Origin of the sequence: Rhodococcus sp. Eu-32 (assembly GCF_003336925.1) — a bacterium.
GTDB lineage: Bacteria > Actinomycetota > Actinomycetes > Mycobacteriales > Mycobacteriaceae > Rhodococcoides > Rhodococcoides kyotonensis_B.
In genome coordinates, this window is record NZ_QGNK01000001.1 from 423,414 (window position 1) to 449,550 (window position 26,137).

Genomic DNA, 26,137 nt, shown 5'->3' on the forward strand with positions numbered 1-26,137 from the left:
CGCGGGCCCGGGGGCGTTAGTTCTTGTTTTCGATTCGGCAGTACAACACCCATCACGGGGAAAGGAAGTTACGTGCTCGACGTCAACTTCTTCGATGAACTCCGCATTGGCTTGGCCACGGCGGACGACATCCGTAACTGGTCTTACGGCGAGGTCAAGAAGCCGGAGACCATCAACTACCGCACGCTCAAGCCCGAGAAGGACGGCCTCTTCTGCGAGAAGATCTTCGGCCCCACCCGGGACTGGGAGTGCTACTGCGGCAAGTACAAGCGCGTCCGCTTCAAGGGCATCATCTGTGAGCGCTGCGGCGTCGAGGTCACTCGCGCCAAGGTGCGTCGTGAGCGCATGGGCCACATCGAACTGGCTGCACCCGTCACGCACATCTGGTACTTCAAGGGCGTCCCGTCGCGCCTCGGTTACCTGCTCGACCTGGCTCCGAAGGATCTGGAAAAGATCATCTACTTCGCTGCCTACGTCATCACCTCGGTCGACGACGAGCTCCGCCACAACGAGCTCTCGACGCTCGAGGCCGAGATGGAGGTCGAGAAGAAGGCTGTCGCCGATCAGCGCGACGCCGATCTCGAGGCTCGCGCGCAGAAGCTCGAAGCCGACATCGCCGAGCTCGAGGCAGAGGGCGCGAAGTCCGATGTCCGCCGCAAGGTCAAGGACGGCGGCGAGCGCGAGATGCGTCAGCTCCGCGATCGCGCGCAGCGTGAACTGGATCGTCTCGAAGAGATCTGGAACACCTTTACCAAGCTGGCTCCGAAGCAGCTCATCGTCGACGAGCTCATCTACCGCGAGCTCACCGACCGCTACGGCGAGTACTTCACCGGCGCCATGGGTGCCGAGTCGATCCAGAAGCTCATGGAGACCTTCGACGTCGACGCCGAAGCCGAGATCCTGCGCGAGACCATCCGCAGCGGCAAGGGCCAGAAGAAGCTTCGCGCACTGAAGCGTCTGAAGGTCGTCGCAGCGTTCCAGGCCGGCCGTAACTCGCCGATGGGCATGGTCCTCGACGCCGTCCCGGTCATCCCGCCGGAGCTTCGTCCGATGGTGCAGCTCGACGGTGGGCGTTTCGCGACGTCCGACCTCAACGACCTGTACCGCCGCGTCATCAACCGCAACAACCGCCTCAAGCGACTGATCGACCTCGGTGCTCCCGAGATCATCGTCAACAACGAGAAGCGGATGCTGCAGGAGTCGGTCGACGCCCTGTTCGACAACGGCCGTCGTGGACGTCCGGTCACCGGACCGGGTAACCGCCCGCTGAAGTCGCTGTCCGACTTGCTCAAGGGCAAGCAGGGTCGTTTCCGCCAGAACCTGCTCGGTAAGCGCGTCGACTACTCGGGCCGTTCGGTCATCGTCGTCGGTCCTCAGCTGAAGCTGCACCAGTGTGGTCTGCCGAAGCTGATGGCTCTCGAGCTGTTCAAGCCGTTCGTGATGAAGCGTCTGGTCGATCTGAACCACGCGCAGAACATCAAGTCGGCCAAGCGCATGGTCGAGCGTCAGCGTCCCCAGGTGTGGGACGTCCTCGAAGAGGTCATCGGCGAGCACCCCGTGCTGCTGAACCGTGCACCTACGCTGCACCGGTTGGGCATCCAGGCGTTCGAGCCGCAGCTCGTCGAGGGCAAGGCCATCCAGCTGCACCCGCTCGTCTGTGAGGCGTTCAACGCCGACTTCGACGGTGACCAGATGGCCGTGCACCTGCCGCTGTCCGCCGAGGCTCAGGCCGAGGCACGCGTGCTGATGCTGTCGTCGAACAACATCTTGTCGCCTGCATCGGGCCGTCCGCTCGCCATGCCGCGTCTGGACATGGTCACCGGTCTGTTCCACCTGACGCGCCTCGATCCGGGCGCCAAGGGCGAGCACGTCGACGCCAGCGCCGACGCAGCCGAGTTCGGTACGTACTCGAGCCCGGCCGAGGCACAGATGGCCGTCGATCGTGGCGTGCTGACCGTGCAGTCGCAGATCAAGGTTCGGCTGACGCAGCAGCGTCCGCCGCGCGACATCGAGGCCGAGCTGTTCCCGAACGGCTGGAACCGTGGCGACGGCTGGACCGCCGAGACCACCCTCGGACGCGTCATCTTCAACGAGCTGCTTCCGGCGGACTACCCGTTCGTCAACGAGCAGATGCCGAAGAAGCGTCAGGCCACGATCATCAACGATCTCGCCGAGCGCTACCCGATGATCGTCGTCGCGCAGACCGTCGACAAGCTCAAGGACGCAGGCTTCTACTGGGCCACCCGTTCGGGCGTCACCATCTCGATCTCCGACGTGCTCGTGCCGCCGGAGAAGCCGCAGATCATGGAGTCGTTCGAGGCCCAGGCAGACCAGATCGAGAAGAAGTACCAGCGTGGTGCTCTCGACCACGCCGAGCGCAACTCGGCTCTGGTCAAGATCTGGCAGGACGCGACCGAGCAGGTCGGTAAGGCCATGGAGGCGCACTTCCCCGACGACAACCCGATCCCGATGATCGTGAAGTCCGGCGCAGCCGGAAACATGACTCAGGTTCGTTCGCTCGCCGGCATGAAGGGTCTGGTGACCAACCCGAAGGGTGAGTTCATCCCGCGTCCGATCAAGTCTTCCTTCAAGGAAGGCCTGACGGTCCTCGAGTACTTCATCAACACGCACGGTGCTCGTAAGGGTCTGGCCGACACGGCGCTTCGTACCGCCGACTCGGGCTACCTGACGCGTCGTCTCGTCGACGTGTCGCAGGACGTCATCGTTCGCGAGGTCGACTGTGGCACCGAGCGCGGCATCACCACGACCATCGCCGAGAAGCTCGCCGACGGCACGATGATCCGTGACGCTCACGTCGAGACCAGCACCTACGCTCGTACGCTGGCCGCCGACGCGACCGACGACAACGGAAACGTCATCGTCGCTCGTGGACACGACCTGGGTGACCCGGCCATCGATGCTCTGCTCGAGGCAGGCGTCACGACGGTCAAGGTCCGTTCGGTGCTCACCTGCACCACCGGCACCGGCGTCTGCGCCACGTGCTACGGACGCAGCATGGCGACCGGCAAGCTCGTCGACATCGGTGAGGCCGTCGGTATCGTCGCCGCACAGTCCATCGGTGAGCCCGGTACCCAGCTGACCATGCGTACGTTCCACCAGGGTGGTGTCGCCGGAGACGACATCACCGGTGGTCTGCCTCGCGTGCAGGAGCTGTTCGAGGCACGTGTGCCGAAGGGCAAGGCTCCCATCGCGGACGTGTCGGGACGCATCCAGCTCGAGGACGGCGATCGTTTCTACAAGATCACCATCATTCCGGACGACGGCGGCGAAGAGGTTGTCTACGACAAGCTCTCGAAGCGTCAGCGTCTGCGCGTCTTCAAGCACGACGACGGCACCGAGCGCCTGCTGGCGGACGGTGACCACGTCGAGGTCGGCCAGCAGCTCATGGAAGGTGCTGCCGATCCGCACGAGGTTCTGCGCGTGATGGGTCCTCGCCAGGTTCAGATTCACCTGGTGAACGAGGTCCAGGAGGTGTACCGGTCGCAGGGTGTGTCGATTCACGACAAGCACATCGAGACGATCGTGCGCCAGATGCTCCGTCGCGTCACGATCATCGACTCCGGCTCCACCGAGTTCCTGCCCGGTTCTTTGACCGAGCGCAGCGAGTTCGAGGCGTCGAACCGTCGGGTCGTGTCCGAGGGCGGCGAGCCCGCAGCCGGACGTCCGGTCCTGATGGGTATCACCAAGGCGTCGCTGGCAACGGATTCGTGGCTGTCGGCAGCGTCCTTCCAGGAGACCACTCGTGTGCTCACCGATGCGGCCATCAACACCCGCAGCGACAAGCTCATCGGCCTCAAGGAGAACGTCATCATCGGTAAGCTCATCCCGGCCGGAACCGGTATCAACCGGTACCGGAACATCCAGGTGCAGCCGACCGAAGAGGCACGTGCCGCGGCATACGCGGTGCCGTCGTACGACGACCAGTACTACAGCCCGGACGGCTTCGGCCAGAACACCGGTGCCGCAGTGCCGCTCGACGACTACGGTTTCTCCAACGAATACCGGTAGGCGCCTTCGGCGCACGTGAGTGCGAATGTATAGCCCGGTGTACATTCGCGCTCACGACGAGAGCCCCGCATCCTGTGAGATGCGGGGCTTTTCGCGTTATCGGTGGCAAACCGCTTCGAGGTCGATACCGTTGAGATCCCGGACGAACGCGCCGTAGTACGACGCGTGGTACTCGGGCTGCAGGCCGGGCGGTCGCAGTTCGACGGCACCGGCCGCCAACGCGGCGACGTGGAAGGCGTCGACGGTGTCGTGGTCGGCAGCGGTGAACGCAAGATGGGTGTGCGGACCGATCTGCGCACCTGGGGCGTCGACGATCCAGAAGAACGGTTTTCGGTCCGCCCATCCGAAGGCGATCATGGGGAGCTGGTCGGTGCCCGCGGGAACCCGCATGATCTCGGTGATGCCGAGGGGTGCGAGGGCTGCGCCGTAGAAGGCGGCGCTCGCGGAAAGGTCCGAGACGCCGACGTTGAGATGGTCGATCTGCGATCCTGAGCGGTCCGGTGTGGTCATGGAACACAGCATGCCGTCGATTGCGGACAACTACGGCCCTTCGTGATCGGTTCATGTGCACGTCCCCTCGATGACGGGTCCTGTTGACCGGCGTCCGAGAGCCTCGAACGATGGTGAGACGAGGAAACGACGTATCCATCGGCCGTGACATCTCCCTACGCGGGGGTTCGACGCGGCGACAGTTTCTGACGTGGAGCGCACTGGTCGGTGCGCTGGCGTTCACTCCTGAGCTGACTGGAATGCCCGCCGCGAACGCGCAATCGGTTGTCCCGCCGGACTTTCCGTTTCGACTGGGTGTTGCGTCCGGTGACCCGTTGCCCGACTCGGTGGTCCTGTGGACTCGGCTCGCGACGGATCCCTTCGCGTCGCTGGGTGGAATGAACCCGGGGGTCGTTCCGGTGCAGTGGCAGGTCGCTGCCGACGAGAAGTTCGGGCGCATCGTCACCCAAGGTGTCGAGCTGGCTACGGAATTCGACGGCTGGTCGGTCCACGTCGACGTGAAGGGACTCGAGCCGGCCCGCGAATACTTCTACCGATTCCTCGTCGGTGCACATTCCAGCACCGTGGGCCGCACGAAAACTGCTCCGGCACCGGGTCAGTCGCTCGGCCGTCTCGACTTCGCGTGGGCGTCGTGCCAGAAGTGGGAAGACGGATTCTTCGACGCGTACAAGGATCTGGCGTCGTCGAATCTCGATGTCGTGTTCTTCCTCGGTGACTACATCTACGAGTATGCGATCAAGGACGAGGGAGCGCGCGCAGGTAGAGCGCGGCCCGGCTCCGCCGCACGAGAAACCATGGTGCTCAACGACTATCGCGACCGCTATGCCATGTACAAGGCCGACGAGAATTTGGCCGCGGCGCACGCGTCGGCTCCGTTCGTCACGACGTTCGACGATCACGAGGTAGACAACAACTGGGCGTCGCAGATCAGTCAGGACGACGACGATCCAAAACAATTTCTCCTCCGAAGAGCCGATGCCTTCAAGGCGTGGTGGGAGAACACGCCCGTCCGCGGAAATCTGAGACCTTCAGGCCCTGACATGAAGGTCTACCGACGCTTCTCGTTCGGCGATCTGGTCGACTTCTCCGTCCTCGACACCCGCCAGTACCGCAGCGATCAGGCCAACGGCGACGGCGAGCATGCGCAGAACGCCGAGACCGCGGACCCGTCGCGCACCATCACGGGCGCCGAGCAGGAGCAGTGGATTCTCGACGGCTTCTCCTCGCCATCGAAATGGAATTTCCTTGCGCACCAGACTGTCATCTCGGATCTCGCACGCGGACTCGACGCCGACCGCAAGGTAGGAATGGATCCCTGGAGCGGGTACGAGGCGTCGCGCCACCGCATTCTCGATGGTGCACGCGACCGCGGAACGAACAACGTGGCGTCGATCGTCGGCGACATCCACCGCACGATCGTCTCGGAGCTTCGACGCGACTACCAGGATCAGGTGTCGCCGGTGGTGGGCGTCGAGATCGCGACGACGTCGATCGCGTCGGGCAAGGACGGTGCCGACGTCGACACGACAGGCGCCGCCATTGCACACGGCTCACCCCACGTGAAGTTCGGCAATGCGCGACGCGGCTATCTGCGTGCCTCGTTGACGCCGAGCGAATGGCGTTCGGAGGTACGGGTTCTCGACGCGGTCTCCACACCCGGCAACGCCGTCCGCACGGCTGCGACGGTCACCGTGCCAGACGGCAGCCCCGAGATCGACCTGCGCTGACGCACCCGTGCGTGGAGAGTTGGACCCCGATGCAACTATCCACGCACGGGCGCGTCAGCGCCCATCGGCGATGATGCGAGCGACGTTGCGCTCGGCCAACGCGGTGATGGTGAGCGACGGGTTGGCCGCACCCGTGCTACCGGGGATCAGGGCGCCGTCGACGACGTAGACGCCGTCGTGGCCCTTGACCCTGCCGTACGAGTCGGTGACGTCACCGAGCACCGCCCCGCCGAGCGGATGGGCGGTGAAGGTGTCGTCGACATCGCGGGTGAACGGTTCGGCCGAGACGACGGTTCCGCCGGCTGCTGCCATCCGATTCTGTACTGCGCGTAGGGCTTCGACGGTGTCGCGGCTACCGCCCTTCGGCCAGGACAGCGACATCGAGTCGGTCGCGGCGTTGTACGAGAAGTTCGCACGCAGAGGATCGATAGTCATGCCGAGTGAGCCGAGGAACCCGAGGTCCCAGGGAACGCCGGGGACGTACCAGTTCTCGACCGTCAACGGGAGTCCCGACTCGTCGACGATGCGCGACGCACACGGTGCGCCCTGCGGTCCGCCGTTCGCGGGGCCGAGCGAGCGGGTCATCGACGCGTCGCCGTTGGTGCCGAAACCGCGGCCGACGAACTCGTTCAGGTTGCCGAGTGCGCCCGTCGCCTGGGCGCGCAGCAGCAGTTCCGTCGTGCCGATCGATCCTGCGCCGAGGACCAGCGAATCGCAGGTGAGCGTGCGGGTTTCGACGACGTTGCCCTCGGGGTCGAGGCGTCGCACCTCGACGCGGTAGCGGCCACCCGATTCGGTGCCGATGGCGGCCACCTCGTGGCTGTGCGCGATGAGTGCGTTGCCGGTGCCCTCGGCTTGCGGGATGTAGTTCTGGGTCAGGTCGTGCTTGGCGCCGTTGCTGTTGCCGAAGGTGCTCGCCCCGATGGTCGCCGACGGACGCGACCGGCCGGACATCTCGTCACGGAGGACGTTCCAGTTCCAGTTGCCGTCGACGGGCTCGGGTGAATAACCGGCGCGTCGCGCATGGTCGTCCCACGTACGAGAATGCGAGAAGTTGGGACTGTTGTAGATGTCGGCAGGCATTGTCGACGGCAGCAGCATCGAGCGCGCCTTCGGGTACCACGTGGCGGCCATCTCGTCGTACGAGAGGCGCCCGCCGAAGGACATGTCGAAGAAGCGCTTGTCGGGCGCGATGGTGACGCCGGTGTAGACGATGGATCCACCGCCGACGGCTGCACCACGCCACACCGAGAGGTTTTCGAAGCGCGTCGTGTCGAGCACACCGCCGAAGCGGTCGACGGGCCCCACGGGCATGCCCGTGATGTTGGTGAACGATCCCTGACGCCACAGACCACGGCCGTCGGCTGTCATGTCCGCAGTGAAGATGTCGCGCCACGGGTCACGTGGCCAGCGCAGGCCGCGTTCGAGGACGGTGACCCGACGCCCGGCCTGAGCGAGCCTCAGGGCGGCGGCGCTGGCGCCGAAACCGGAGCCGACGACGATGACGGACGAGTGATCCGGCGGTCGCGGGGGATCGGCGAACAACTCCGGAACGAGGTTGCGGATCGAGCCGACGCCGATGGGGATCGCGCCGGCCCGGGACGCCGATACCAGCGGCGGTGCGGCCATTCCGACCAGTCCCGCTGCTGCCAGTTGAAGCAGTTGCCTGCGTTTCACGTGTTCGTCCCCTGCGCTCGACCCCGACCCGCCGGACATTCTTCCCTATCCGGTTGCCAAAAAGCGACCGTATGTCGGGGAAATGCTGGTTTTCGCAGGTCGAGCGCAGATCGGACGGACTAGCCCTTCGGTAGCTCCTGCACCGCCCACTTGTTGCCGTCGGGATCGGAGAAGTACACGAACTTCCCCCAGCCCTGGTCGACGACCGGATCGATCTCCAGCCCTGCAGCCGTGAGGTGTTCGTAAGCCTCTTGCGCGCTGTCGACGACGACCTGCATGCCCTCGACGCTGCCGGGTGCAGCCTTCGTGATGTTCTCGCCGATGGCGATCGAACACGCCGAACCGGGCGGGGTCAGTTGCACGTAGCGAATGTCGTCGGTCGGGCGCTCGTCGTAGTCGGCGACGAACCCGATGCTGGTGTAGAACTTCTTGGCCCGGTCCACGTCGGTCACGGGGATCATGATGAGTTCGATGCGAATGTCCACGATGTCTCTCCTCGGTCTCGATCGGCTGACGGGTCTCAGTGTGACCCGAATCGCGGACAGCTTCGGTCCTCTGTGTGCGGGGCGATGAATTTTTCGCTCGCGCCGGGTCGGAACCTGCGACGACGCCTACGAGAAGGAACGAGAAATGCACGACATCAACGACCCGGAACGCCTGTCCGTCAGCCGCACCGTCTCCGCGCCCCCGTCGACCGTGTTCGCCTTTCTGGCCGACCCGTCGAACCACCACCGCACCGAACCGACGGATTGGGTGCGCGACGCCATCGAACCGACCCCGATCACAGGCCCCGGTCAGGTCTTCCCCATGAACATGTACATCGAGCAGGCAGGGGGCCACTACGTCATTCACAATCTCGTGACGGTCTTCCAACCGAACCGCGCTATCGGGTGGTTGCCGACGACAGTGAACGACGACGGGGTGCTCGAGGCCGGCGGGTGGTGGTGGCGCTACGACCTCGCCGAGGACGGTGACGGCACCCGGGTCACGTTGACCTACGACTGGACCGACACGCCGTCGTTCGTCCGCGACCAGATCGGGGGCATGCCTGCCGTCCCGACCGAGTTTCTCGAACGGTCTCTGGCCTCGTTGGATGCGGCAATCGTCGAGGATCGTGAGGGTCTGCCCGCTTGACCTCCAGAAATATGCGCGACGCGTAACTCGTTGCCTCTGACGTGCTTCTGTCGCTTCTCGATCGCTCCCGAACCCGTGACGGCTCGTCCGACGCGACGGCGCTTCACGCGACCATCGACCGTGCCGTCAACGCGGAGAAGCTCGGCTACCACCGATTCTGGGTAGCCGAGCATCACGGGGTCCCCGGGATCGCGAGTGGCGCACCGCCGGTGCTGTTGGCGGCGATCGGTGCCAGGACGTCGAGTATCCGGATCGGGTCGGGCGGCGTCATGCTCCCGAACCATCAGCCGTTCGTCGTCGCCGAGCAGTTCGCGATGCTCGAAGTGCTCTACCCGGGCCGGGTCGACGCGGGGGTCGGCCGTTCGGTGGGATTCACCGAGCCGGTGCGCAGGGCCCTGCGAACGGGAGCAGCGGACACCTTCACCGATGACCTCGCCGAACTGCGTAGTTACCTGGACAGCACCGGTCCGGTCACGGTGCGGCCTGCGGTGCCGTCACCGCCGGTCTACGTGCTCGCGACAGGGCAGGGGTTGGCGGTCGCGGCGGAGGCGGGACTTCCCGTCGTCGTCGGCGGCCCGATCCTGTACGGCGACGGTTCCGCGATCGACGACTACCGACGTCGGTTCCGTCCCACCGAGCGCAACCCTGCGCCGACGGTGATCGTGTCGCTCGACATCACCGTCGCCGAAACGGCGTCGAGAGCGCGAGAGTTGGTGCTCCCCGAGGCATGGGCGATGGCGCAGTCGCGACGGACGGGCGAATTCCCGCCGCTGACACCGGCGTCGAACATCGATCTCGCCGCGGCTCCGACGCGTGTGCGTGATCGCGTCGAGAAGTCCATTGCCGCAGGCGTTCACGGAACGCCGGACATGGTTGCGGCACAGCTCGATCGGTTGATCGATCGAACCGGCGCCGACGAGATTCTGGCATCGACGTCGACCTACGACCGAGAAGCCCTGTTCGACGCCGATGCCGCACTGATGGATCTGGTTCAGGCCTCGCTGTCGAGCTGAGCCATCTGAGCTTCGGCGTACCGGGCACCGGCGACGGCGTCGGCAGGCACGGCCTTCTCGATTCGGGCGACATCCTCGGGTGTCAGCGAGATATCGAGTGCAGCAATCGTTTCGGTCAGTCGTGAGACATTCCGCGCGCCGATCACCGGCACGATGTCGTCGCCGCGACCGAGTACCCACGCAATGGCGAGCTGCGCGACGGTGACGCCGTGCTCGTCGGCCAGAGCTGCGAGCACCTCGATCAACTCTCGATTACGTCGTAGATTCTCTCCTTGGAAACGCGGACTGTGTGCGCGGAAATCGTCTGCTGCCAAGGGCTTCTCGCTACGGAAGGTGTCGCTGAGCAACCCGCGAGACAGCACCCCGTATGCGGTGATCCCGATGCCGAGTTCCCTGGCGGTCGGCAGGATGTCGGACTCGATACCGCGGGAGATCAATGCATACTCGATCTGCAAATCGCTGATCGGGTGCACCGCTGCCGCGCGGCGTAGCGTCGCGCTGCCGACCTCGGACAGCCCGATGTGACGCACGTATCCGGCGTCGACCATGTCCTTGATCGCGCCGACGGTGTCCTCGATCGGCACGTTCGGGTCGAGTCGCGCGGGGCGGTAGATGTCGATGTGGTCGACGCCGAGGCGCTGCAACGAATAGCCGAGAGCGCTCTTCACTCCTTCCGGCCGACCGTCGAAACCGAGCCAGCTGCCGTCGGGACCGCGCTGTGCGCCGAACTTGACCGACAACGTGACGTCGTCGCGATTCCTTTCTTTCATCGCCCGTCCGATGAGCATCTCGTTGTGGCCTGCTCCATAGAAGTCCCCGGTGTCGATCAAGGAGATGCCCGCGTCGACGGCGGCATGAATAGTGCGGATCGATTCGACCTCGTCCGACGCGCCGTACGCGCCCGACATGCCCATGGCCCCGAGGCCGATGCGCGAGACGGTAGGTCCTGTGGTTCCGAGTTGTGTTCTGTTCATGTCGACCACAGTTCGCCAGAACAGGCGCGCCCGGCAGAGAGCGCTTGTCGTGGGACTGCCGATCCCTGGCTGGGCGCGCCGGAGAAGAGCACACTGAACGACGTGGAACGAGACCAGCTCGCAGACTTTCTTCGTCGACGCCGTGAACTGCTGACTCCCGCCGACGTAGGTGTCGCGCCTGGCGTGAGGCGTCGAACACCGGGGTTGCGACGCGACGAAGTGGCCTTGCTGGCCGGGATGTCCACCGACTACTACACGCGCCTCGAGCAGGGGAGAGGCCCGCATCCGTCGACGCAGATCCTGAGCTCGCTGGCGCGTGCGTTGCGTTTCGACGACGACGAGCGCGACCACCTGTACATCCTGGCCGGGCAGGCGCCTCCGACACGGATCGGCGCGGACAAACACGTCGGCCCTGGTTTGATGCATCTGCTGACCAAGCTCGACGACACCCCGGCGTTCGTCGTCACCGATCTCGGCGAAATCCTGGCCTACAACACGATGTTCGACGCCTTGTCCGGCGGCGTGCCCGAGTACGCCGGCATGGACAGGTACATGGTGTGGCGGTTCTTCATGGATCCGAACGCACGACGCGGATTCGTCGAGGACGACTGGGATCGCATGGCGCACAAGCATGTTGCGGATCTGCGGGCCGTCGCAGCGCGCCGAGCCGGTGATCCCGAGGCGACGACACTCGTGTCCCGGTTACGTGCCGAGAGCGAGGAGTTCGAGTCGGTCTGGAGCGAGCACCGGGTGGCGTTCAAGGCGTCCGCGATCAAACGGTTCGTACACGCGGACGTCGGAGTCGTGGCGGTGCACTGCGAGACGCTCGCGACGCAGAAGGAGGGCCAGCATCTCATCGTCTACTCGCCCCTTCCGGGGACCGATGCCCGCGAGAAGTTCGACCTGCTCAGGGTCATCGGCACCCAGACGATGCGCGCTACTGTGGAGAACTAGGACATATCCGACGCAGGAGAGGTGCTCGACATGGCAGGCAAGAAGCTCGACCGCGTTCATGCTCAGTCCGCACTCGAGACGGTGCGCGAAAGCCCCGGCATTGCGTTGATCGCCGCTGCACCCGCGTTGGTGATCTTCGCGCTCGTGTGGTGGCTGGCCGGTTTCGGAACCGCCCTTCTGCTGCTCATCGCGCTCGGCGTCGTCGGATTCGTCGTCGCGAAACTGAAGAGCTGAGCTAGCGCGGCACGTGGAAGTGCGTCAGCGCGCCGGTGCCGCGTCCGATCTCCGACCATGACGTGTCGAAGGTGAGAACAGCGATCGCCGACGTCGGAAACTTGCGACCGATCTCGATGGCTGCCTCGGAGCCGGTGGCTTCGCCCAATTCCAGTGCGGTGAACGGTATTCCGGGCGCATGGCCGACGACGAGCAGTGTCGAGACGGAGTCGTCGGTCAGTGCCACCTCGTCGATGATCTCCTCCGGCGACGCCCCGTAGATGCGCTCCTCGTAGGTCACGGGTGCGTCGATCTTCGTTGCGGCGAGTGTTTCGCGGGTGCGCGTTGCCGTCGAGCACAGCACGGCGTCGACGGCGCCGAAGTGCTCGGTGATCCACTGGCCTGCCAGTCCCGCTTCGCGCTCGCCACGCTCGGCGAGGGGGCGGTCGTAATCTTCCACCCCGTCGGGGTAGGCGGACTTGCCGTGTCGCATGAGCACCAAAGTTCGCGTCATGAGTACCACCGTATCGCGCACGGATGTCGGTCCCTCGTTCTAGAGTCTCCTCGTCGAACAGCGGTGAGTGAATCCGGGGGGACCAACGCGTGCGAACGATGTCGACGGTATTCGGTGTAGTGGTCGTGGTGCTACTGGCAGGCATTCCGGCGGTCGCGCAACCTGTCGTCTCGCGAAGCGAGGAGCAGATCGAATCGTCGTCGCCGGTCACCGACGTCGTCGGATCCGTCGTGTCGGTGCTTGCCCCACTACCGCCCGACGCGCTCCCACATCCTCCGGAATGCGACTACCTCTCGTACCTGCGGTGGCGGTCGGTCGATGGCCCGACGGATTCGACCGCAGCAGACCGCATTCTGGTCGCGCAGCCAGGAATCTACGAGGGTGCCGGTGCCTTCGAGTCCGTTGCCCGTAACACCGTGTCCGCTGCCGCCGCGGCGGGATCCCATATCGAGTTCTGGGCATTGGATCGACGGTCCAACTGCATGGAGGACCACACCGGTACGCAGGCGGCGCTGGCAGCGAAAGATCTGACGGTCGCGTCGGACTACTACTACGGCGGCGCCGAGGTGGACGGTCGACGATTCGGCGGCTTCGTCGACGGCGACGCGCCGGCGTGGCTCGCGCGCCAGGGACTCGAACAGACGCTGCGGGATCAGTACGACGTGATGCGCATCGAGATGCCGGATCCGGCCATGCGCAAACAGAAGATGCTGTGCGGCGGACACTCGCTCGGCGGTTTCGTGACGGGCTACTTCGCCGAGTGGGATTTCGACGGCAACCCCGGCACACTCGATGACGCCGGGTTCAACCAGTGCGCCGGCTATTTCGCGCTCGACACCATCGTGAAAGCGGGAACGCCGCCCCTGCTGAGAGGCATTCCGGACTTGGAAGTGCCTCGCGCAGTGGCCGATCCGATCGCCGACCTCGCCGCTCGTGTCGACGGTGCACTGCCGGTACTGCGACTACCGGCCGTCATCAACCCCGAGACCACCAATCTCCTTGCGATGGCGGGCGTAGCAGCCAGCATCGATCCCGACGGCGTGAACGATCTCGTCGACGTTCTGCCGCACAACACGAACATCGATGCGACACTGCGGGTTCTGCTGTCGAAGGACGCCCCGACGGCAGCGACGGGCAGCCCGTCGGTGCGAACCCTGAACGCCACCAACGACGCCGTGCTCGGCGCACTGCTCGACGACAATTCCCAGCCTTTCGGTTTTCTTCAGGCAAGCGTCGGGTTCATCGGCGCACAGCCCGTCGTGGACAAGTCGTTTCCCACTCTGCCCGGCATGGAGTCACTTCCGGTGATCGGTAGTGCGCTCGGCGATGCGCGCAAAGCTGCACCGGCGGTGTTCGGCGATCCTGACGTCGTGTACACCTGGAACGATTACGACGCGCTCGACGGCTCGGAGCAGACCGCGCGATACACCGATTCCACCAGTGAGGTCACGTCCATCACTCAGCTGGCTCGCAGTCTCGCGGAGCCGCCGCTGGACTTCACGGAGTGGTATTTCCCGACTGCGTTGACGTTCGATCTGGCTCAATCGGGCGCCACCGCGATCAGTGAACATCGGATACACCGAGACGGAGCGGACCGTGACCCGATCCTCACGCTGCAGGGAAGCGGCGGAATCGATCTGCCTCCATCGGGCCATCCGAACGACACGCGAATCGTCGTGCAGGGGTACAACCACCTCGACGTGCTGACGGCGGCGCAGACTCAGAACAACGGCCGCCCGGAGGTAGTGAGCACCGAGCTGGCTCGATTCGCGGCCGATCCTGAGCTATGACTGGGACACTGGACGTGGTCTATAGGAAGTCAGCGAAATCTACCCTCCAATTGTGCGCTTTCGACCCTCGAAACCGCACAATCGGAGGGTAAATTCGTCGCCGCCTGGCGGAGTGAGGTGCGCTCGCCCCTTGTCGGCCGAAGTCAGGTGGCCGATACACGCCGCGCCCACACTCGCGCCAGAGCGAATGTCGCGGCGAGAACCAGCAGCACCGCAAGGACGACCGGGATCGTCGTCGATACGCGGGTGGTGAAGTCGTAGAGCCATGCTGTCCCGACCCCGGCCGCGGTGGCAACCAGGCCGCCGACTGGAAGGGCTATTGCCACGCAGCGCACGGTCCGCCCGACGAGTTCGTCTGCGCGTGCACGTAGTGCGATCCGGAGGCTGACAACGCCAGGGATTGCATGTCGACGGGTGTTGATCCCACTGACGTCCAAGCAACCTAATCAAAAGGAACTGCGGAAACTTGTCGACCCGATGCCGCCGTTGGTCATCTCGTAAGCTTCGGTCATGAAGACGTGCGGTGAGTCCTGGTCGTTCCTGGGCAGCAACCGACGGACTGCTGGAACAAATCCGCTGCCGGGACCGATTTCGTGACGTACACCGGAACTGTCCATGCTGATCATCACCAGTTCGTCGTAGGATCGCCGTCCGCAGAGACCTACGAGCCGGCCGCGACCGGCAGTGTCATCGAAGTCGGGCCGAACTTCGTGACTGTCATGACCGGGGTCGCCTACGGCCCGGTATCGGTGACGATCGAGCTACTTGTAACCGATCCCGGTGACCCCAGCACCAGCGGCGAGTGGGAAGTCATCGAAGAAGCCACAATCAAGGTAAGCGAACCGTTCCGAGTCCTCACCATGGGCGGCGAGGTCGCCCAGGACTTCCCGACGCTACCGATCCCGAAAGGGCTCAACACCTTTCGAGTCAGCGGACGCGGACGAGATGCAAACTGGGACTTGACCGTCACCGACCCAACGGAGTCGCACCTCGTTCAGATCTGGAGAGTCGCCAAAACCGCCGCAATGCGTCGACTCCACAAGACCGATACTGCCTGGAACGACGACATCATCGTCCACAAGGTCAGAAACTGGTGGGACCCCGATCCCGTCGCGGACGCAACCATGTACATCAAGTACGGCTACGAACAGATGGCGCGCTCGGTCAAGCAAAACGCTATCGACTGGGGCGGGCGGCCGCCCACCGACAAGATCGCACGCGTGCCCTACGCTCAACAATTCGCAGGGCACGACCGAATGCTCGTCGACGCCATGGCCCGAGCCCGCGCACCCAAACTGCGCACGATCGCTGCGTGGCGGGCCTACATGATCGCCGGTGTCGCGGACATTGATTGGATTCGTGAGGGCCTCGACGCTTTCGACCACGGCCCTCCGCTTCCAGTCCCGTTCGACGACCGGCACAGCACGAAAGTGTGGGACGCCTTCAACGGCGACACCCGCATCCATCTGTGGGAAACGTCGGACAGCGGCGATCAATTTTCGACGGCCGCGCTGGTTTCGGTCAACGCTCTGACAGACGCAAGCGGGAGCGAGCCTCTGTCGGCTTTGTTCAACGCTCTGTACACCTTGGCCCAGGTACAAGCACGGGTCGATGTCCCGGGCCAAGTGTTGTTGCAGAGTCAGGACTACGACTACCCAAAGATCATTGCCGATCTGCGACGGGAATTCTTCCCGAAGTTGGCCCCCGCCGATCAGTACGAACGCTGGATCGGCCACACGGTCGACGATGTCCTACAAGCGAATCCAGGCCGATGACTGTGCGTGTGTTGACCGTGATGGTCGACGGGTGGCTGATTGAGGACGGATCAGTCCGGCCGCCCGCAGTGGGGGAGCCGTTGGCGATCTGCCTCGAGTTCATTCGCCGCGCCGAGCCCGGCACCGATTCGAGAATCGGGTCGATTCGAGCCGTCGCGCACCCCACGTTGGACCGCGAACCGTTGCGCCACCCCGATGGTCACTTGCAGTGGGAGACCGTACTTCGGGGCGACGGATGGTCGGCAGCATGGCGGGCAGATCGCCCGGTTGTCGGGCAGATCGCCGAAAATGGGAGCTTCTTCGTCGATCATGCCGGCCGGACTGAACCTGTGCGCGGTCTGGTGACGCGGGTTCGCAACGTGTTCGGCATGCTGGTCTACGGTGATCAGGGTTGGATTCACGGCACGGCCGATACGCTCGAGTTGGAGGATATCGAGACGTCGCCGCGGTGGTTCGACAACGTCCCCGGCGACCGGGATCCTGAACCAGGCGACACCAGGCGGCACCACATGGGAGTGGTGATCGACCTCGACCTTGACAACGTCCCGCCGGCGCCGATCCGGCCTCGCGTCGTACCGTCGGCCGTCAGCGCCGCTGGATCGACGCTGTGGCTCCTGGACGGGGAGTTGCCGGTCTTAGTGCGTGTTGTCGATCCGATCGGTGCTGCGACAGCGACTGAGTACGTGCTGCCTGCGGGTGTGGTGAGCGCGCTCGCGGATCCCCGACCACGACGGGTGTTCGCTGACTATTCAGGATGCTGGGTCGCCGGTAGATCGGACGTGTTGCGGTGCAACATTGTTGACGGCGTTCTGTCCGTTGTCCGATTCGATTTGGGTCCCGTCCGATTCGCGACCGCCCGACAAGGTTCGTTGCTGGTCGTCACCGAAGACCACGTAGTCATCATCAGCAGTAGTGGTGAGCAACAGAATGTTTCGACGCCTAGCGGCTGTCTGCGCCCTGTCATCGATTGCGCTCCGACCGATACAGGTTTCCTGCTGCTGACGCTGGGACGTCCCCGCCGCACTGTCGAGGTTTGCGAGATCGACCAAAGCGGCTATTACCGTCCAGGTCATGAAATCGAGAGCCCCGTAGCGTTATTCGTGGTTCGAACAGTCGCCGGCATTCGAGTGTTTACCTACCACGGCGTCATCGACGCTCGGTCGGGCGAGACGTTACTCGCGCAGCGATTTCTGTCGGGCGGGCGGGTAGGTAACCATGTATGGATTGTTCAGCACCGCCCGAGCGGTTATGGACATCACGGGTGGTGGCCCGTCGACGACGGTGATCAGCTCCCGCCGAGAGAAGGCGGGCGATGGTTGTTCGTCGTACTGAATCCAGTCACATTCGCGGTGTTGTCCGTTCGGCCGATCAAGACGTCCAGGCCCGATGTCACTGTCGATGAGGAAGGCCGCATTTGGATTGCCGGGCTCGGTGTGTGCGGAATCGAAACGGACGGCAGGACAGTCGAACTCGACGTCGCGTCGCTTTTGTCCTGACCGTTCGCGTCGAGGGCAATGTGTGCGGTCGTCGATCGGCGGTTGAAAGATCAGTCGTGCCACACAGCCATGAGCTCGTACCACTGGCCGTCGAGGTGGGTCGCGGTGAAGTCGTCGAAGCCAGTTGGGTACCCATCTCGCGCTCCATGCGTCGAACACGTTCGAACGCTACGAGAGGACACCGGGCCTCGCTCTATCGGTGTCTGCAGAGGGATCCGATATCGCCGACGACGCTCCCGTCATGCGGGTCGACCCATCGTGCACCGGTCTCGTCGGCCCGTGGCCTCAACAGATACCGCCCTCGGCTCGGCCACTGTGCGAATTCGTATCCCGCTAGATTGTGTTGCACAACTTCCGCGACCCATGCGGCAGCGTCGGCGTAGGACGCGTCCATCGACATTCCCTCGCCGCGACCGAAACCGCCGATGTCGTCGGCACCGTTCCAACCGATGGTCACGTCGTAGTTGGGGTCAATTGCGAACTCCCACCTCAGGCGTTGCATCGTCACCTCACGCCCTACCCGAAGGCACTGCAAGTCACGCGCGACGGCGTCGAGCGCACGCCTCCAGGCCTCGGGTGGATCGAACCCGGGATTGCCCATGGGCTGGCCTGCACCGTCGTAGAGGGGAAACCGCCAGATCAGGCTGTCGCTCCGCAGTCGCACCCACACGCTTTGCAAAGTTCGCTTCCTTTCGATCGTCGCGTCAGTCTATGTATCAGTCGAGTGAAGGGCGCACGCGGCAGCGCGGTCCGTTCGGAAGATGAAAAGCTTGGTCCATGACTTTCGAAGGCGCCGGACGCAGTTGAACGACGACAACTGCAGCGACTCCGGTGCGCTCACTGCGTTTCTTCCATTTCTGGGTGTGCTGATGGGGTGTGTCCTGGGGCGGTTAGGCGCAACGTGGGTAGTTCGTAGTGCGCCTGATCTGTTGCCGATTTTCGTTGTGCCCGTGAACGATCGGGGATCGGTTGCACCCGGGCCGCCGATCGTTTACTGGCTGACGTGGCTTGTCCCGCCAGCGATTATGTACGGCGTAGGGGCGTTGTTGTTGTGGCGGTCGCGGCGGGGACGCGCGGTAGTGGCTGGCTTCCTGATCGGGTTCACGCTGATCTACGTCGGCTTGGCGTCGTTGTGGATCTCGCTGGACACTCAGGGTTCTCTCCGAGCTGACGCCAAGATCGCTGACAGAGGTCCGCGTTCTGGTCGAGTATGCGTCATCGTCCTGGAACGGTGTCTGCACTGTTCTGCGCTGGAGCGGGACCAGGGGCAATGCTGCTTCGGCCACGCCCATTGGACCGGCGGGGAGAGCGAAACGACGTCAGTCGGTCGTGTGGCCGTTGGTGCGTAATGTGGGGAGCCAGGTGGCGAGTGTGCGGCCGAGCGTGGCGACCATTCGGGGTCCGTACACGCACAAGGTTTGTTCCCAAGGGTGGCCGAACGTGCCCTCGCTGAAGTTGTCTCGGCCGAAGATGTAGTAATCGCCGTTCGGGTAGACGGGCACGCGCCACTCTGCGTGCTCCATTGCGGCGGCGTGGGCGTTCGCGTCGAAGCGGTAGCACCTGTGTTGCCAGTCGAGGACCACGAAGGTGGGGTCGTCGGCGAATTCGGTGACGAAGCACCGCAGGGCTTCGGCGTTGACCGCGTCTACCCGGGCAGCGGCGGACGACTTCGTGCGGATGGGGTCGGCGCTTACGTCGAAGGTTATCGATGGAGACGGTTCTTTGATTGCTGGCCACGTCTCGCAGTCGATCCCAGGACGAAACCCGTACTTACCCTCGAAGATCTCCCAATACTGTTCCTGCACAACCATGTCCAGCTCCGACCACCCCGCGGGCAGCGGAGACCTGGAGTCCATTGTCGTCCTGGTCGTCGCCAGCTCATCGTTATGGCGCTTCTCGTTGTCGGCGCGTTGTCCTCATCGCTGCAACCACGTGCAGTGCACCTTTTCCTAATCGATGCTCCCTGTTCGAGGATGGTCCTGCGACAAAGCTAGGCTTTGTCCATGGACTTTCGTCGCTCGAAGCTCGTCACGCTCGCCTATGGTGTAGTCGTTCTGTCAGCGATCGCCGCTTGCGGTAGTGGCGACAGTCCTAGCGAACAAACCGAACAGTCATCGGTCCAAGCAGCGGGAGGCCCATACTTTCGCGAAAATAACTGCACGGCAAATGGTTCGAACCGCGCAGCAGATGACTACCCAACTCGGCTGACGAAACTGTCACAGACGGCCGGAGAGCTACTCTTGGTCAACGGAATTTCGCCAGGGCCCACTATCTCTGTCGAGGCCAACTTTCATCCGATCAAGCGGCAGATCGCGCCAGTACTGTCCCCGGGGATGCATCCATTGCTGAAGCACTGTGGGTGGCGGCTCCTCGGCCGGAAACGCGTTTGGATCCCGTTCGTGACACCGAGGAGTACTACGCCGCGGAGGCGCAACGAATTTCGACGTTCGAAATCACCGAGGACAGTTTGAATCAGTGGCTTGGTCCGAGTTGGTCCTCCGTCATCAAGGTGGTCGGAGACTTCGCCGGCAACGGGTACGAACAGTACGTCGAGCAAGTTCGCGATGCACCGTCGATGCGGGCGGCGGATGCGGCGGCGAAGCGAGCCCAACTCCGGGCTCGGTCCGTCGACGCTGGCTTGGAAAGCCAGTGGGAGGCGGCGCAGTCGATTGTCAGTATCTACTTCTGGTCGTGCATGATGTCGTCTCGTGAAGCCGGCAATGATGTCGACCTGTCGTCGTCGATCTTGGGAGAGGTCCTCGCTGCTGACGCGGTCGGCGCGGCATTCGCGGAATCCTTTGGTTCCCGTGAACTGGTCGAGCCATTGGCGTTGGGTCTGCATATCGTCCTCGGCTCAGCTCCTAAATCAACCGGGACCGAGAACCTAACCAAGGACTACGACCCGAACGAAATTCTGTCCCCGGAGGACGTCGAATTGATGGAGGCGGAAGAACCTAGTCTGGATGGGCCCTAGCTCCGGTCCGAGACCGTGCTGGCGGATCCACGCGCAAATCGCGGATGAGCGCTCTGAGCGCACTTATGAAGCCTGCCGCACATGGCCAGTCAGGAGACGATTACCGCATGAGCTTCGAGCTATGTAGCGACGCGTCCAATCGAAAGTGGCTGAACGATCAAGGGCTCGAGTGGTTCACGCTTGCTGTACGAGGTCCGGTCCGCTACGCCGGGTACGGGCGCGTGCGATTCATTTGCGATCCGGAGTTTCCAGGACAACCTTCGAACGGTATCGAGTTCGATGACCTAGGCGGCTATGTCGGCTTTTCTCGACGCAGTGACCGGCCGTCGAACGAGGTGGCCCGTTGCCCGAACCGCAAACAACGCGGCGATGACGGCGGCGCCCACACCGCTGCTGGAGCGGAAGTTCGTTCCCTTGGTGCAGACACGCACGAATTCGCTCTGCGGAATCGGCCGCTCTCGGACCACGGGCTCGCCCGATGTTCCGTCGGTCTCGCGCAGCTCATCGGCAGGAATCGGGTTTATGACCGAACCGCATTCGACTCTGTTGTCACCCACGCTTTCGGTGTCTATCGAAAAAGGGCTCAGCAAGGCATATCCGGCGACCATCAGGGCAGCAACTGCGATGAGTCCGCAGGCGGTCGCCCACAACCAACGCAGCTTCTGCGGCCGACGGGTCCGCCACCAGAAGTAGTTGGCCGCGCCCCCAAGCGCGGCTGGCAGAAGCCACCATTCCCACGTCGATCGGAAGGCAAGCAGTAGATCGAGGCGAGAAGGATCACCCAGAAGGCCGCGGTGAACCAGTGGGGCCGAACCTGATCGATACGCCCGGTTAGATGGAGATCCATAGTGACATCTTGCCTTTCGCGTCTCGCGGTGTGGGGCGAACCGACTCAGAGCGAACGCGACCCCAGGACGCGAAAGACGTATCCCGCCTAGGACAGGTGGCCAGACGATGCCCGTAATGTTTCGAGACGTGACAATGGAAACTCAATGGGGGCGCATCGTCGACTGGTGCGCATCGAATGCCCCGGCTGCGGCACGGGCCTTCCGCCCGGGCAAGACACCTGCGGCGGTGGACGCTGCCATCGCCGCATCCAGAGAAACGTGGACCGATGAACTCAGAGAGTTCTACCCGCTCCAGAACGGTATCGAGCGGGAAGACCCCAAGACTGGCGCGTTCGCCGGAAGCATTTCCCGGCGCACGACCTGATTGGTCTCGACGAGATCCACGAAACCCGCCAACGGATGCTTACCGTCACCCAGGAACTGCTGGCGAGCGATCCGACCGTGAGTGCCGAGCAAGGCGCCAAGTACATACGCGGGTATGAACGCCAGGATGCAGGAACAATAGCGAACTGGTTCCTGTCGCCGTTCATTCCGTTCACGAGCCGAGACGGCTACATGTACTTCGTCGACACCAGACCAGGGCCGAAATCAGGCTGTGTCACCGATTACGCGCACGCCGACACTGACAGTCGCGGGCCCGTCTGGCTTTCCCTTGCCGCGATGCTCGAATCACACGCTGACGCATTGGAAGCGGGGACACCCATCCGAAACTTCCGCCCGACAGCTACCGACGGCGTCCTGAGATGGGGGCTCGTCGACAACGGCAAACACCCCAGGGCCGCATCTGAAAGTCATACAACATGGCCAGACGACGCGAGGATGAAAAACGAAGCACGTCGCCGCCTGTTCGGGGGCTGAGACAAACGCGAGTACCACGGCAGTCTTCACAATGTAGGGGCCGGGATGCCGGCGCGGGAAAGGATCTACACGCCGGACAAATGCTTGGTCTGTCGCGCGGGCTGGGGCGCCGAAGTAGGCCACATCTGAATTAGATAGTTCTCCACAGGATTTTTAAGAACTGGACCGTCGTGCTCGATGGCACGGCCCCGCGCGTAGATGCGCACACGGTAACGATGCCGGCCTCCAGCGGTGAGCTTCAGGGATCGATTCTCGGGTAGGGCCTGGTCCAGGCTCCAGTGCCAGACGGCCGCTCCATCCGGGTCGTCGTACTCCATGTCACCCTCGGCCGAGTCCTCCCAGAGATCGGCATCGTAGACCGGGGGTGCGTCATGAATCTCGATGGTTTGGTTCACTGGACCCACTCGGCATCCCGTGTAGACGACAACCGTTTGGTTCGCGAATACGGCGAGGTCAAATTATGGGTACTCGGTGAAATCAAGTTCCCTCTGCGCCCTGATGACAATGGTGGATTGGTGGTAGTCGGTACGGACAACAGAGCTACTTCGGTACTCGATCACATCGAAGTCCCTTCCATAGGGTGAAGCGGAACGCGCCGAATCTCGTCAGCCCGCAATCATTCCCACGTACCTGCACAAAACATGTCCGTCATCTGTCTCTCGCTGTCCTCGCGGTTCGCACGATCGTACTTCCATGAACTGAACAGTGCTGTAGCGCAATGAATCATGCGGATTCCAGGTATGGAGGAGTCGTCGTACGCGTCAGGGATCGGCCAGGTAGACAACCACTCGGTCGCGACGACGGGATGTAGGAAACCGTCGACCACTCGTGAGCTCAGGACGCGGGTGTAAACATTCATCGCTGCCTGCCACCTGTTGGTCGATGGTGCACCGAGCGGCAGCAACATATCCCAGCGTCCTTGTGCACGGGTCTCGCGGGTGATGTTGGCAGCCACATCGAGCATGTGCCGGCCGACGCGGTCATCGAGTTCGCTTTCCCACATCGGACTTTCGGCGGCGACCGCGCGAGCGAATACCTCGAGCTCGGCAAGCCCGGACCGGGGAGCGGCCTCACCGAGTGGGTAGGCACACAGGTGCATCAGAAGATTGTCCCGAAGATCTCGCGTTACTGAGGCATTTTCGCGCGCGGATCGCATGCGTTGTGCTTCGGCTACGGTGACCAATCCCTGGAGGATGAACACCTCGGTCGTGTCGTATCTGGGCAGCATCGGGTTGAGTATGGCACTACCTAGCTGTTTCCCACGTGCACGCCGAATCGTAACTCATTTTGAGGGAACAGCTACGTCCGTCCTCGTTGTGTCGACGATGGGTTGGGTCGGTGTAGGACTCCAGACCGGGTGCCGGAGTCGTTGGGAACCGTCTGGTCGGCTGCGACGAGGACTGCGAGCAGCAAAGCTGGCTCGGGTGAAGTCAGATCCACCGCCCACCGCAGCTCTGTTGAGCGGCCGTTGGTCGCGCGCGCTTTGTCGAGGAGGCGTTCGATAGCGTGTTGGTTGTTGTGGACCCGGATCGACCACAATTGCCGACCGCTGTCGTCGATCGCGGCTGCGTGGTGAGCGGCTTAGCCGATGTCGATGCCGATCCACACTGCTTCCGGATGTGCTGTCACAGAGTTCCTTTCGTCGTTGTCCCAATCAGCGGCCCGAGTGTCCGTGACGGACGAGGTGGCCCATTGTCAGCCCCGCCTCGAACGTCGTCGCCTACCTGAAGTACTCACCTCCAGGTAGGTAAATGTTGGAAGTGATTGTGCGAGAACGGGTCCAATCGCGACGACGTGCCGGAGGTGTCTATCGCTACTCCCGTTCGCGGCCGCGCACTCGGCCAAGGGAACACCTTCCAAACACTGCGCATACCCCACTCGGCAACTCTGGCCAGAAGCGCCGACTCCGGCGAGATCGAGGCGGCAGTGGTTCGGCGTGCGCCAGGGGGCATCCGATAACGTCGACCGGTGAACGTTCTCTCTCGTTGTGGATCCGCAGTGGCTGTGGTGCTGGGTAGCTTTGTTGCAGTGGTGGCGTCCAAGTTGTCGTTGGGCTACGACTCGACTCAGGTCGAGCAGAGCGATCTGTGGTTCAGGAACTTCGTCACCCCGCAGTGGTCTGGGTTCGTCGTTGTCGTGATGGCACTACTCGCGCTTCTTGTGCAGCGAAACAATAGTGGGCGATGGTTGCCTATTGCGGCCGCACTAGTCGGTGCGGCTGTCATCGCTGCGCCGTCCGTGGTTTCGATCATGGCAAATCAGGCGGTGACCGTAACGGCTGTCGGCAGCGGTCTTCTGTTGGCTGCGTCGGCGTTGGTGGCGGCGTCGGATCGGTGGGCGCGGCTGTGTTTGATGGCCGGTGTTTTCGGTGGCGTGCTCTTCTGGGGCGCCATTCACCAGTACGTACCATTCGATGAGAACCGGTGGATGGTCTCGCTAGGCCCCAATCCTGTCGATGCCGCCGTCCATCCGGTCATTCTCGTTGTCACCGCTGTGGCCATCACACTTGTAGCTCTTCGCGGCGACATCGGAGTCGTTGGTCCGGACAGACGCGTGATCGCTGGCATGCTCGCGGTGTCCTGCGTCTTCTTTCTCATTTACGTCTTCCTGGGGTCGAAGACGTCCTCGACGCCGATGTGGATCCTGAGCGTAGTCATCGTCGCTGCTGCGACGATGACCGCAACATGGTTGCTCCCCGAACGCGACCGCACCGTCGTGTGGGTAGGTTTCGGGGTCGCAGCGGCGTCCGTCAGCGGGCTGGCATGGAACGAGGGCTCATGGTGGGTCCTCGTAGTCGGTGTGGCGGCCCTTTCAGCTGGGATCTGCGTGGCCAACTGGACGCGGCACCCAAAGCTGGGATTTGCATTGTTGGCAGCGGTGACGATCAGCGGATTGCTTTCCGGTAGTGCCTCGTTCGACATCATCCCCACCATCGCGTACGCGGTGGTGCTGCCTGCCGCGGTGGGATACTGCGCCGCGTCGTCGGTGCCCGAGGGGACAGAGACGGCCGTCTTCGGGTCGACGATCCCTTTGTCGGTAGCCCTGTTCTCGGTGTCTGCTCCAGCCGCGCCTGCGACGTTGTACTGGAGTAACGGAGCAGAAAGCCCACCACAGCTGCCGGCCGTGGCCGCACTGTCACCACTGCCAATCGGCATCTTCATCGCGACCCTGGCGATCATGGTCGCCGGTGTGGCAGCAGCGAGACCGAATGCAGCCAGTGATCAACGCACCAGCGTCGGTTCTTAGCTGCCCGTTCGTCGACCGCACACCGGCGGGCGGCAAACCGTCGGCCGCGCACCGCCTGACGAATATGTCACGTTCGAATACTGCACCTCTACCAGCAAACTACTGCACGTGCTGTGCTCGACAGTCGCACATTCGCGAATCTTGTATGGGCTGAGAGCGCCGACGAAAAGCGTGTGACGTTTTAAGAGAGGCCACCGCAGCTTACACAGACGACTCGACACCGCACCACCTATCAACGAGTACCTCGCTTCACGAATTCGATTGGACCTACCCATAACGCACGCTGTCGGCAGGCCCGTCCTTTCGAGTTGACTTTCGAACCGTAATCCGGCGGCGAATTCTTGCGCTCTTAAGCGAATGGCATTGTTGTATAGTACGTTTCGCAGCCGCGTCAGCGAGTCACCA

Annotated in this window: 24 protein-coding genes; 13 read left to right on the forward strand and 11 right to left on the reverse strand. The window is 63.4% G+C overall.

Features of this window, described 5'->3' with window-relative positions; translation table 11 throughout:
- The first annotated feature begins 72 nt into the window (after positions 1–72).
- Entirely contained in the window at positions 73–4,029 is a 3,957-nt protein-coding gene (locus tag DK926_RS02100; RefSeq protein WP_068427722.1) for a DNA-directed RNA polymerase subunit beta', read from the forward strand.
- Between the two features lie 96 nt (positions 4,030–4,125).
- Here the strand turns inward: DK926_RS02100 and DK926_RS02105 are convergent, their stop codons facing one another.
- A complete protein-coding gene (locus tag DK926_RS02105) occupies positions 4,126–4,539 on the reverse strand; it encodes a VOC family protein (RefSeq protein WP_068427724.1) in 414 nt (137 codons plus the stop codon).
- A gap of 110 nt (positions 4,540–4,649) precedes the next feature.
- On the opposite strand from DK926_RS02105, the gene DK926_RS02110 reads away from it, so the two are divergent.
- The gene (locus DK926_RS02110) at positions 4,650–6,266 is read left to right on the forward strand and encodes an alkaline phosphatase D family protein (RefSeq protein ID WP_114328254.1); all 1,617 of its coding nucleotides are present in this window, start codon (positions 4,650–4,652) and stop codon (positions 6,264–6,266) included.
- A 54-nt stretch (positions 6,267–6,320) separates the two neighbouring features.
- Here DK926_RS02110 and DK926_RS02115 read toward each other — a convergent pair whose 3' ends face one another.
- Positions 6,321–7,895, reverse strand: a complete 1,575-nt coding sequence (locus DK926_RS02115) for a GMC oxidoreductase (RefSeq protein ID WP_206030431.1) — start codon at positions 7,893–7,895, stop codon at positions 6,321–6,323.
- Between the two features lie 167 nt (positions 7,896–8,062).
- Positions 8,063–8,428 (reverse strand): VOC family protein, encoded by a 366-nt coding sequence (locus DK926_RS02120; protein ID WP_207890712.1) that lies wholly within the window; start codon positions 8,426–8,428, stop codon positions 8,063–8,065.
- Between the two features lie 145 nt (positions 8,429–8,573).
- On the opposite strand from DK926_RS02120, the gene DK926_RS02125 reads away from it, so the two are divergent.
- Together DK926_RS02125 and DK926_RS02130 are read left to right on the forward strand one after the other, a co-directional pair.
- Entirely contained in the window at positions 8,574–9,077 is a 504-nt protein-coding gene (locus DK926_RS02125; protein WP_114328256.1) for an SRPBCC family protein, read from the forward strand.
- 41 nt (positions 9,078–9,118) lie between these two features.
- Positions 9,119–10,090: an MsnO8 family LLM class oxidoreductase gene (locus DK926_RS02130; RefSeq protein WP_114328258.1), complete on the forward strand. Its 972-nt coding sequence runs from the start codon at positions 9,119–9,121 to the stop codon at positions 10,088–10,090.
- On the opposite strand, the gene DK926_RS02135 is transcribed toward DK926_RS02130, so the two are convergent.
- On the reverse strand, positions 10,069–11,064 hold the full coding sequence (locus DK926_RS02135; RefSeq protein ID WP_114328664.1) for an aldo/keto reductase: 996 nt from the start codon (positions 11,062–11,064) through the stop codon (positions 10,069–10,071). The two genes, DK926_RS02130 and DK926_RS02135, sit on opposite strands and share 22 nt — an antisense overlap.
- Positions 11,065–11,166: 102 nt before the next feature.
- Between DK926_RS02135 and DK926_RS02140 the strand changes: the two genes are divergently transcribed.
- Positions 11,167–12,018: a helix-turn-helix transcriptional regulator gene (locus DK926_RS02140; protein WP_114328260.1), complete on the forward strand. Its 852-nt coding sequence runs from the start codon at positions 11,167–11,169 to the stop codon at positions 12,016–12,018.
- Between the two features lie 30 nt (positions 12,019–12,048).
- The gene (locus DK926_RS02145; protein ID WP_089251323.1) at positions 12,049–12,252 is read left to right on the forward strand and encodes a hypothetical protein; all 204 of its coding nucleotides are present in this window, start codon (positions 12,049–12,051) and stop codon (positions 12,250–12,252) included.
- A 1-nt stretch (position 12,253) separates the two neighbouring features.
- Here the strand turns inward: DK926_RS02145 and DK926_RS02150 are convergent, their stop codons facing one another.
- Positions 12,254–12,745: a histidine phosphatase family protein gene (locus DK926_RS02150; protein ID WP_114328666.1), complete on the reverse strand. Its 492-nt coding sequence runs from the start codon at positions 12,743–12,745 to the stop codon at positions 12,254–12,256.
- 98 nt (positions 12,746–12,843) lie between these two features.
- On the opposite strand from DK926_RS02150, the gene DK926_RS02155 reads away from it, so the two are divergent.
- Complete coding sequence (locus DK926_RS02155; RefSeq protein WP_114328668.1) at positions 12,844–14,535, forward strand: hypothetical protein; 1,692 nt, start codon at positions 12,844–12,846, stop codon at positions 14,533–14,535.
- 143 nt (positions 14,536–14,678) lie between these two features.
- Here DK926_RS02155 and DK926_RS26410 read toward each other — a convergent pair whose 3' ends face one another.
- Entirely contained in the window at positions 14,679–14,861 is a 183-nt protein-coding gene (locus tag DK926_RS26410) for a hypothetical protein (RefSeq protein ID WP_125833357.1), read from the reverse strand.
- A 267-nt stretch (positions 14,862–15,128) separates the two neighbouring features.
- Here DK926_RS26410 and DK926_RS02165 point away from each other — a divergent pair, with 267 nt between their 5' ends.
- Both DK926_RS02165 and DK926_RS02170 read left to right on the forward strand, forming a co-directional pair.
- Entirely contained in the window at positions 15,129–16,310 is a 1,182-nt protein-coding gene (locus DK926_RS02165; protein WP_114328264.1) for a transposase, read from the forward strand.
- 167 nt (positions 16,311–16,477) lie between these two features.
- Positions 16,478–17,806, forward strand: a complete 1,329-nt coding sequence (locus DK926_RS02170) for a hypothetical protein (RefSeq protein WP_125833358.1) — start codon at positions 16,478–16,480, stop codon at positions 17,804–17,806.
- A gap of 193 nt (positions 17,807–17,999) precedes the next feature.
- Here DK926_RS02170 and DK926_RS02175 read toward each other — a convergent pair whose 3' ends face one another.
- Both DK926_RS02175 and DK926_RS02185 read right to left on the reverse strand, forming a co-directional pair.
- Positions 18,000–18,476 (reverse strand): hypothetical protein, encoded by a 477-nt coding sequence (locus DK926_RS02175; RefSeq protein WP_243636619.1) that lies wholly within the window; start codon positions 18,474–18,476, stop codon positions 18,000–18,002.
- A gap of 649 nt (positions 18,477–19,125) precedes the next feature.
- Positions 19,126–19,617, reverse strand: a complete 492-nt coding sequence (locus DK926_RS02185) for a DUF2716 domain-containing protein (protein ID WP_243636593.1) — start codon at positions 19,615–19,617, stop codon at positions 19,126–19,128.
- A gap of 575 nt (positions 19,618–20,192) precedes the next feature.
- Here DK926_RS02185 and DK926_RS02190 point away from each other — a divergent pair.
- Complete coding sequence (locus tag DK926_RS02190; RefSeq protein ID WP_114328272.1) at positions 20,193–20,780, forward strand: hypothetical protein; 588 nt, start codon at positions 20,193–20,195, stop codon at positions 20,778–20,780.
- A 284-nt stretch (positions 20,781–21,064) separates the two neighbouring features.
- Here DK926_RS02190 and DK926_RS02195 read toward each other — a convergent pair whose 3' ends face one another.
- Positions 21,065–21,337, reverse strand: coding sequence for a hypothetical protein (locus DK926_RS02195; RefSeq protein ID WP_114328274.1), 273 nt, complete (start codon positions 21,335–21,337; stop codon positions 21,065–21,067).
- 424 nt (positions 21,338–21,761) lie between these two features.
- Between DK926_RS02195 and DK926_RS02200 the strand changes: the two genes are divergently transcribed.
- A complete protein-coding gene (locus DK926_RS02200; protein ID WP_114328276.1) occupies positions 21,762–21,992 on the forward strand; it encodes a hypothetical protein in 231 nt (76 codons plus the stop codon).
- A gap of 35 nt (positions 21,993–22,027) precedes the next feature.
- Positions 22,028–22,486, forward strand: a complete 459-nt coding sequence (locus DK926_RS02205; protein WP_114328278.1) for a hypothetical protein — start codon at positions 22,028–22,030, stop codon at positions 22,484–22,486.
- Positions 22,487–22,551: 65 nt separating this feature from the next.
- On the opposite strand, the gene DK926_RS02210 is transcribed toward DK926_RS02205, so the two are convergent.
- Positions 22,552–22,881, reverse strand: coding sequence for a hypothetical protein (locus DK926_RS02210; RefSeq protein WP_114328280.1), 330 nt, complete (start codon positions 22,879–22,881; stop codon positions 22,552–22,554).
- 221 nt (positions 22,882–23,102) lie between these two features.
- Positions 23,103–23,669, reverse strand: a complete 567-nt coding sequence (locus DK926_RS26415; RefSeq protein WP_125833360.1) for a hypothetical protein — start codon at positions 23,667–23,669, stop codon at positions 23,103–23,105.
- Between the two features lie 785 nt (positions 23,670–24,454).
- Here DK926_RS26415 and DK926_RS02225 point away from each other — a divergent pair.
- Positions 24,455–25,732, forward strand: a complete 1,278-nt coding sequence (locus DK926_RS02225) for a hypothetical protein (protein WP_125833361.1) — start codon at positions 24,455–24,457, stop codon at positions 25,730–25,732.
- Positions 25,733–26,137: the final 405 nt, after the last annotated feature.

What these genes read in the sequence shown, in the direction of transcription:
- DK926_RS02105 (WP_068427724.1), bottom strand. Translation starts at nt 4,539, where the DNA reads ATGACCACACCGGACCGCTCAGGATCGCAGATCGACCATCTCAACGTC.
- DK926_RS02110 (WP_114328254.1), top strand. Translation starts at nt 4,650, where the DNA reads ATGGTGAGACGAGGAAACGACGTATCCATCGGCCGTGACATCTCCCTA.
- DK926_RS02115 (WP_206030431.1), bottom strand. Translation starts at nt 7,895, where the DNA reads ATGGCCGCACCGCCGCTGGTATCGGCGTCCCGGGCCGGCGCGATCCCC.
- DK926_RS02125 (WP_114328256.1), top strand. Translation starts at nt 8,574, where the DNA reads ATGCACGACATCAACGACCCGGAACGCCTGTCCGTCAGCCGCACCGTC.
- DK926_RS02135 (WP_114328664.1), bottom strand. Translation starts at nt 11,064, where the DNA reads ATGAACAGAACACAACTCGGAACCACAGGACCTACCGTCTCGCGCATC.
- DK926_RS02145 (WP_089251323.1), top strand. Translation starts at nt 12,049, where the DNA reads ATGGCAGGCAAGAAGCTCGACCGCGTTCATGCTCAGTCCGCACTCGAG.
- DK926_RS02150 (WP_114328666.1), bottom strand. Translation starts at nt 12,745, where the DNA reads ATGACGCGAACTTTGGTGCTCATGCGACACGGCAAGTCCGCCTACCCC.
- DK926_RS02155 (WP_114328668.1), top strand. Translation starts at nt 12,844, where the DNA reads ATGTCGACGGTATTCGGTGTAGTGGTCGTGGTGCTACTGGCAGGCATT.
- DK926_RS02185 (WP_243636593.1), bottom strand. Translation starts at nt 19,617, where the DNA reads ATGGTTGTGCAGGAACAGTATTGGGAGATCTTCGAGGGTAAGTACGGG.
- DK926_RS02200 (WP_114328276.1), top strand. Translation starts at nt 21,762, where the DNA reads ATGGAAACTCAATGGGGGCGCATCGTCGACTGGTGCGCATCGAATGCC.
- DK926_RS02205 (WP_114328278.1), top strand. Translation starts at nt 22,028, where the DNA reads ATGCTTACCGTCACCCAGGAACTGCTGGCGAGCGATCCGACCGTGAGT.